This window comes from Maricaulis sp. (assembly GCF_048268525.1).
GTDB lineage: Bacteria > Pseudomonadota > Alphaproteobacteria > Caulobacterales > Maricaulaceae > Maricaulis.
The window spans coordinates 1-6549 of record NZ_JBLWVH010000044.1 but is presented as its reverse complement, the minus strand read 5'-3'; the positions used below and the strand labels follow the sequence as shown (position 1 = coordinate 6549).

Annotated in this window: 8 protein-coding genes; 3 read left to right on the top strand and 5 right to left on the bottom strand. The window is 62.9% G+C overall.

Annotated elements, in window-relative coordinates:
- A partial coding sequence (locus ACN0X9_RS15245) for an aldo/keto reductase (RefSeq protein ID WP_417488418.1) occupies positions 1-560 on the bottom strand: 560 nt, incomplete at its 3' end.
- On the bottom strand, positions 560-793 hold the full coding sequence (locus ACN0X9_RS15240) for a BolA family protein (RefSeq protein WP_417488417.1): 234 nt from the start codon (positions 791-793) through the stop codon (positions 560-562). The genes ACN0X9_RS15240 and ACN0X9_RS15245, both read right to left, overlap by 1 nt.
- Positions 794-962: 169 nt before the next feature.
- Here ACN0X9_RS15240 and ACN0X9_RS15235 point away from each other — a divergent pair, with 169 nt between their 5' ends.
- The 3 genes from ACN0X9_RS15235 (at position 963) to ACN0X9_RS15225 (ending at position 3137) form a co-directional block, all read left to right on the top strand.
- Positions 963-1466 carry a YHS domain-containing (seleno)protein gene (locus ACN0X9_RS15235; RefSeq protein WP_417488416.1) on the top strand — a complete coding sequence of 168 codons (504 nt, stop codon included), beginning with the start codon at positions 963-965 and terminating at the stop codon, positions 1464-1466.
- Between the two features lie 77 nt (positions 1467-1543).
- Positions 1544-2503 (top strand): M20/M25/M40 family metallo-hydrolase, encoded by a 960-nt coding sequence (locus ACN0X9_RS15230; protein ID WP_417488415.1) that lies wholly within the window; start codon positions 1544-1546, stop codon positions 2501-2503.
- 79 nt (positions 2504-2582) lie between these two features.
- Positions 2583-3137, top strand: a complete 555-nt coding sequence (locus ACN0X9_RS15225; protein ID WP_417488414.1) for a PEMT/PEM2 family methyltransferase — start codon at positions 2583-2585, stop codon at positions 3135-3137.
- Between the two features lie 12 nt (positions 3138-3149).
- Here the strand turns inward: ACN0X9_RS15225 and purL are convergent, their stop codons facing one another.
- The 3 genes from purL to purS are packed head-to-tail and all read right to left on the bottom strand — an operon-like array spanning position 3150 to position 6294.
- Positions 3150-5375 (bottom strand): phosphoribosylformylglycinamidine synthase subunit PurL, encoded by a 2226-nt coding sequence (gene purL / locus ACN0X9_RS15220; RefSeq protein ID WP_417488413.1) that lies wholly within the window; start codon positions 5373-5375, stop codon positions 3150-3152.
- Positions 5376-5377: 2 nt separating this feature from the next.
- On the bottom strand, positions 5378-6040 hold the full coding sequence (gene purQ, locus ACN0X9_RS15215) for a phosphoribosylformylglycinamidine synthase subunit PurQ (protein WP_417488412.1): 663 nt from the start codon (positions 6038-6040) through the stop codon (positions 5378-5380).
- 14 nt (positions 6041-6054) lie between these two features.
- Positions 6055-6294 (bottom strand): phosphoribosylformylglycinamidine synthase subunit PurS, encoded by a 240-nt coding sequence (gene purS, locus ACN0X9_RS15210; RefSeq protein WP_417488411.1) that lies wholly within the window; start codon positions 6292-6294, stop codon positions 6055-6057.
- Positions 6295-6549 lie beyond the last annotated feature (255 nt).

Here is a 6549-nt window from a genome sequence, read left to right as displayed (position 1 = left end):
ACCGACAGGCCGCTTTCGCGTGCCTTGGTCAGGCGCTGGCGCTCACCATCGGTCAGGCTGTCATTGATCGGCGCCATAAGCGCATCGAACACGCCCAGCTCGATGGCCCGGTCCAGCTCCGCACCGCGACCGCACACCCCGATATGGCGGATCATGCCGCGTTCGGTGAAGGCTTGCAGGCGGCGGATCAGCTTGTCGGTCAATTCGCCCGGCGCCGGGCCGTGCAGCAGCAAGAGATCGACATGGTCGCGCTGCAGGCGCTTGAGCGAGTCCCGCAGCGACATTTCCACTGCTCCGGCGGAAAAATCACGATGTCCGCCAGCATGGACACCGGCCTTGGTCGCGACGAACGCGCTGTTGCGCGGGACTTGTTTCAGCGCCGTTCCAAGCCGTTGCTCGGCCTCGCCCCGACCATAGGCCGGGCCGGTGTCGAACAGGGTCACGCCCAGTTCGATGGCTTGATGGATCAACCGCGTGGTTGCGCTGCGGCTGGTCCCCAGCCCGGCATGCGGTCCGGTGACGCCGAACCCCAGGCGCGAAAAGGCGTCTGCCTCAATCATCAATCGGGGGTCCGGGTTTCCAGGGCCAGCGCGTGCAACTCCCCACCCATCTTGTCGCCTAGCGCGGCATAGACCATCTGATGCTGGGCCACACGCAGCTTGCCGCGGAAGCTTTCCGAGACCACGAGGGCCTGCCAGTGATCATTGTCACCGGCCAGATCGGTCATGGTGATTTCGGCGTCCGGGATCCCGGCCTTGATAAGGGCGATGATGTCGTCGGCGGGCATGGGCATGGGGTGCGTCCTTGTCGGCGGCCTGACTGCAGGCGATGGCGGTTTCACAGCGGATCACATTCGACCGCCATGAGCGTGACCGAATGTGTCGCGGCGTGCATTGTTCTGCAGGGCATCAATCGCCCATATCTGAGTCAAGCTAATCGCGACCGCGACAAGGGAAAAGAGCATGACACGCCTGATGACTGCCAAAACCACCCTCCGGCTGGGCCTCGGCCTGGTCTATCTGGCCCTGGCGACCATTTTGCCGGCCGGCATGGCGTTTGCCGGAGACCCGTATCTCGACCGGGACGGCCGTCCGGTCGGCGGCAATGATGTGGTGTCCTACCATACCGCAGAGGCGCCACTGCCGGGGCTCGAGAGCATCACGGCGGAGTATGGTGGCGTGGTCTGGTATTTCGCGACTGAAGCCAATCGTGACCTGTTCATCGACAATCCAGTGCGCTATGCGCCGGCCTATGATGGCCATTGTGCCTATGCCCTGGCCAATGATCGCAAGGTTCGCTCGGATCCGCTCGCCTACCGGGTCGTGGACGGCGTGCTGTACATGAACTTTTCGCCCTCGATCCAGGAACGCTGGGAGCAGGACATTCCGGGATATCTGGAGCGGTCCGAGGCCAACTGGCCCGATCATGAAGACGAGCCGGCGGCCCGTCCGAGCCGCTGGTTCTGATTGTTACGGATATTTTGGTGGGGCCGGCGCGGCGGACATGGCAGTCTCGTCGTCAACAGCACCAACGGGGATTATCCATGCGCGTACTATCGGTTTCGTCCATCCTGTCCGTCAGCTTGTTGGCGACCGCCTGTGTGGCCATGCAGCCGGCGGAAGACGGTGCGGGCTGGGCTCTGGATCGTGAGCAATTGCTCTCCGATCTGCGCATACTGGCCGCCGATGACATGCAAGGCCGGGCGGTCGCAACCGACGGCAATGCCCGGGCCCGCGCCTTTATTATCGAACGCCTTGAAACGATGGGCGTCGAGCCGGTCGGCGACAGCTATGAGCATGTCTTCAGCTTCGAGATGCCGCGATCACCCGAAAAGGTCGACGGCACCAATATCCTGGCCCTGATCGAGGGGACCAGCGACAGCGACCGCACCATGGTGGTGTCGGCCCATTATGATCATGAGGGCATGCGCGGAGCGCAGATCTGGAATGGTGCCGATGACAATGCCTCCGGCGTCGCGTCGGTGCTGGCCGTCGCCGAGATGTTCCTGGCGGAACCGCCCGAGCATGACGTCATCTTCGCTTTCGTCGATGCCGAGGAAAATGGCCTCCAGGGCGCACGGGCCTTTGTCGCTGACCCGCCCATCCCGGTCGAGAACATCACCTTCAACCTGAATATGGACATGGTCGCCATGTCGACCGACCGCATCCTGTGGGCCGTCGGGACATATCACTATCCCTATCTGACGCCGATCGTCGAAGACGTCGCCACGCGCGCCACCGTGTCGATGCCAATGGGCTATGACGAGCCGACCGAGGAGCCGGGTGGTGACTGGACCAATCTGACCGATAGCGGCGCCTTCCACGCCGCCGGCATCCCCTTCATCTATCTGGGCGTCGACTTCCACCCGCACTACCACCAGCCAACCGATACCTATGAGAACATGACGCTGGACTTCTTCCAGGATGCCAGTGACGCGATTGCCGATTTCGCGCGTCAGTCGGACGCGCAGCTTGACATGATCGGCGAGGCTTCGGGGCGGTAAAGAAAACGCTTGAAGCTCTAGCGGCTAGAGAGATTAGGCTTTCCGGCAGGTATTGGATCTGGTCGGAAAGTCTTCACTCATGTCACTGCTTGCAATCGTGCTCTGCGTCTACATCCTGTTCAACGCTATCCTCGCCATCCCCTTCATGATCCGGGCCCGGCGGGAGTTTGAAAGACAGGGTAAATGGACACCCGCTACAGCCAGCTGGTCAGGGGGCGTGATGCATGGGCAGGCGTTGGCCACACTTGCCTTGGCCATTGTCGATCGGGGAAGTCTCTGGCCGGTCACGGCCGTGAGCCTCGCTGCAGGCGGGCTGTTGCTCTCCGCCGGTGCAGGGGTGATTGCAGCCGGCCGGATCGCTTACGGCTCCCAGAAGCGCGTTTATGGCTTGCTGGAGGATCGCCTGATTGAAGGCGGCATCTACCGGTTTTCCCGCAATCCGCAATATGTCGGCTATGCCGCCATGTTCTTCGGCGCTGCCGCGGCCGCCGGTTCCATCCTGGCGCTGACAAGCTCGGCCCTGTTTGCGCTGATCATCCACGTCTTCATCACGCGCGTGGAAGAGCCGCACCTGGACCGTGTCTTCGCGGCAGCCTATGCCGATTACCGTGCGCGGATCCGGCGCTATCTGTAGCCAGGGACGGACTTATTCCGCCGCTTCGACCAGCTGGTCCATCAAACCGGGCATCCAGCCTTCCCAGGCCGCGCGCAGGCGGTCCAGCTCCAGCGGGTGGGCGCCGTTGACGGTGACGGCTGTACCACCGGCCAGGCCGACTACATGGACGGGCACGCCGTCAGCCTTGGCGTCCTGCAGGATGGCGATGGCGTCTTCCTTGGCGGAGGCCAGCAGATAGCGGCCCTGGTCCTCACCGAAGAGATAGCCGTGCATTGGCACATTGCCTTCATGGGCCAGCTTGACGCCCATGTTCGAGGCCATTGCCATGTCGGCGGCGGCGCAGGCGAGGCCGCCATCGGACAGGTCATGACAGGCCGAGATGCGGCCCGAGCGGATCTGCCCGCGGACGAAATCGCCATTGGCTTTCTCGACATCGAGATCGACCAGCGGCGCACCGCCATCTTCGCGGTTCTCGATCACCTTGAGGTAGACCGAGGCGCCCAGCGCGCCTTCGGTCTCGCCGACCACGATCAGGATATCGCCTTCGCGCATGCCACCGAAATGGGCGCGCTGGTCCATGTCCGGGATCAGGCCGACACCACCGATCGCCGGCGTCGGCGGAATGGCGACGCCATTGGTCTCGTTATAGAGGCTGACATTGCCGGACACGACCGGGAAGTCGAGCTTGGCACAGGCTTCGGCCATGCCGTCGATACAGCCGACGAACTGGCCCATGATCTCTTCGCGCTCGGGATTGCCGAAATTGAGGCAATCGGTAATCGCGATCGGGTCGGCGCCGGTGGCGGTCAGATTGCGCCAGGCTTCGGCGACGGCCTGCTTGCCGCCTTCGAACGGATTGGCGAAACAATAGCGCGGCGTGCAATCGGTGGTGATGGCCAGCGCCTTCTTCGTGCCGTGCACGCGAACAATGGCGGCATCGGACGGGTCTTCGGAGGAGGCCGCGGTGTCGGCCATGACGTGGCGGTCATACTGTTTCCAGATCCACGCCTTGGAGGCCATGTCCGGGCTCGACATGATCTTCAGCAGGATCTCGCCCATATGCGACGGCTGGGCGACATCCTTGGCATTCAGCTGGGCGCGCACTTCCGGGGCGAAATAGGGGCGCTCATATTTCGGGGCGTCATCGGCCAGCGGCGCGACCGGGATATCGCAGACGGTTTCGCCCTTGTGGGTGAGGACCATGCGACCGGTATCCGTGGTCTCGCCGATCACGGCGACATCGAGTTCCCACTTCTTGAAGATCTCGTAGGCGACGTCCTCGCGACCCGGCTTCATGATGACCAGCATGCGCTCCTGGCTTTCCGAGAGCATCATCTCATAGGTCGTCATATTGGTTTCGCGCTGGGGCACCTTGTCCATGTCGAGCGCGATGCCGATCCCGCCCTTGTCGGCCATTTCGACCGAGGAGGAAGTGAGGCCGGCAGCGCCCATGTCCTGGATCGCGGCGATGGCATCGGTGGCCATCAGCTCGAGGCAGGCCTCGATCAGTTTTTTCTCGGTGAAGGGGTCACCGACCTGGACGGTGGGACGCTTTTCCTCGGAGGCATCATCGAACTCGGCCGAGGCCATGGTCGCGCCGTGGATGCCGTCGCGGCCGGTCTTGGAGCCGACATAGACGATCGGCTGGCCCGGCTCGGCGCCGCGGGCGTAGAAGATATTATCGGCGTCCGCGAGGCCGACGGCCATCGCATTGACCAGGATATTGCCGTTATAGCCGGAGTGGAAATTGGTCTCGCCGCCGACGGTCGGCACGCCGACGCAATTGCCGTAACCGCCAATGCCAGCCACCACACCGGAGACCAGATGCGTGGTCTTCTTGTGCTCGGGCGCACCAAAGCGCAGCGCATTCATCAGCGCCACCGGGCGCGCGCCCATGGTGAAAACATCGCGCAAAATGCCGCCCACGCCCGTCGCCGCACCCTGATAGGGCTCGATGAAGGAGGGGTGGTTGTGGCTTTCCATTTTGAAAATACACGCCTGACCATCGCCGATATCGATCACACCGGCATTCTCGCCCGGTCCCTGGATCACCTTCTCGCCGGAGGTCGGCAGACGGCCCAGATGCGCGCGGGAGGATTTGTAGGAACAATGCTCGGACCACATGACCGAGAAGATACCCAGCTCAACCAGGTTCGGCGCCCGGCCCAGACGGTCCAGAATGACGGCGTACTCGGCGTCATTGATACCGTGTTCCTTGACGATCTCGGCGGTGATGCCTTCAGCGTATTGGGTCATCGTCACGCACTCCCGAGGAGAGATTCAAACAGCGCCAAGCCATCCGTGCCGCCATGGCCGGTGTCCACGGCGCGTTCCGGGTGGGGCATCATGCCCATGACATTGCCTTGCTCATTGGTGATGCCGGCGATGTCGCGGGCCGAACCATTGGGGTTTTTGCCATAGCGGAACACCACCTGGCCTTCGCCCTCGATGCGGTCGAGCGTGTCGGTATCGGCGAAATAATTGCCGTCATGATGGGCGATGGGCACCAGAAGCTGGGCGCCGGCCTCATAGCGCGAGGTGAATTGCGTGTTGGCGTTCTCGACGGTGAGCGGCGCTTTCTCGCAGACGAATTTCAGCCCGGCATTGCGCATCAGCGCGCCCGGCAGAAGCCCGCTCTCGGTGAGGATCTGGAAGCCATTGCACACGCCCAGAACCGGTGCGCCGGTGGCGGCGTGGGCGACGATGGCCGGCATGATGGCCGAGCGCGAGGCCATCGAGCCGCAACGCAGATAATCGCCATAGGAAAACCCGCCTGGCACCATCACGAACTGTGTGCCCTCGGGCAATTCGCTCTCCTGGTGCCAGACCATGGCCGGTTTTTGACCCGTGACTGTCTCGATCGCGTCGTGGGCATCACGATCGCAATTGGAGCCCGGGAAGACGATGACGGCGGATTTCATGATGCCGGCCTCTCCTACGCCAGTTCGATCGAGTAGCTCTCGATCACCGGGTTGGAGAGGAGTTTGGCACACATTTCGTCGACGCGTTTGCGGGCCGCTTCGGCGTCATCGCCGGTCAGGTCCAGCTCGATCAGCTTGCCCTGGCGGACCGCTTCGACCTCGTCATAACCCATATTGTGCAGGGCACCGGCAACGGCGGCTCCCTGAGGGTCCAGAACGCCGGGTTTCAGATAGACGTGGATTTTCGCTTTCACGGGCTCGACTCGCTTGTGCTGGTCACGACATTTGGCCCCTGCATAAAGCGGAGTCGCACGCTGTGCAATTCGCGGGACGGGGTGATTCAGCAGGGCCGGGGTGCAGACGCTCTGATCTGCGCCTGATGTGCGGCGAGAGTGGGTATGTCGGAACCCGGCAAGGTGGGTCCCGTCATGGGCATTCGAGCGCGCTCGGATCGCAGCATTGAGGTCTTGTCAGCCAGTTCGCCTCAGCCGGTTTTCGAGCTCAAGGGT

What these genes read in the sequence shown, in the direction of transcription:
- ACN0X9_RS15240 (WP_417488417.1), bottom strand. Translation starts at nt 793, where the DNA reads ATGCCCATGCCCGCCGACGACATCATCGCCCTTATCAAGGCCGGGATC.
- ACN0X9_RS15235 (WP_417488416.1), top strand. Translation starts at nt 963, where the DNA reads ATGACACGCCTGATGACTGCCAAAACCACCCTCCGGCTGGGCCTCGGC.
- ACN0X9_RS15230 (WP_417488415.1), top strand. Translation starts at nt 1,544, where the DNA reads ATGCGCGTACTATCGGTTTCGTCCATCCTGTCCGTCAGCTTGTTGGCG.
- ACN0X9_RS15225 (WP_417488414.1), top strand. Translation starts at nt 2,583, where the DNA reads ATGTCACTGCTTGCAATCGTGCTCTGCGTCTACATCCTGTTCAACGCT.
- purL (WP_417488413.1), bottom strand. Translation starts at nt 5,375, where the DNA reads ATGACCCAATACGCTGAAGGCATCACCGCCGAGATCGTCAAGGAACAC.
- purQ (WP_417488412.1), bottom strand. Translation starts at nt 6,040, where the DNA reads ATGAAATCCGCCGTCATCGTCTTCCCGGGCTCCAATTGCGATCGTGAT.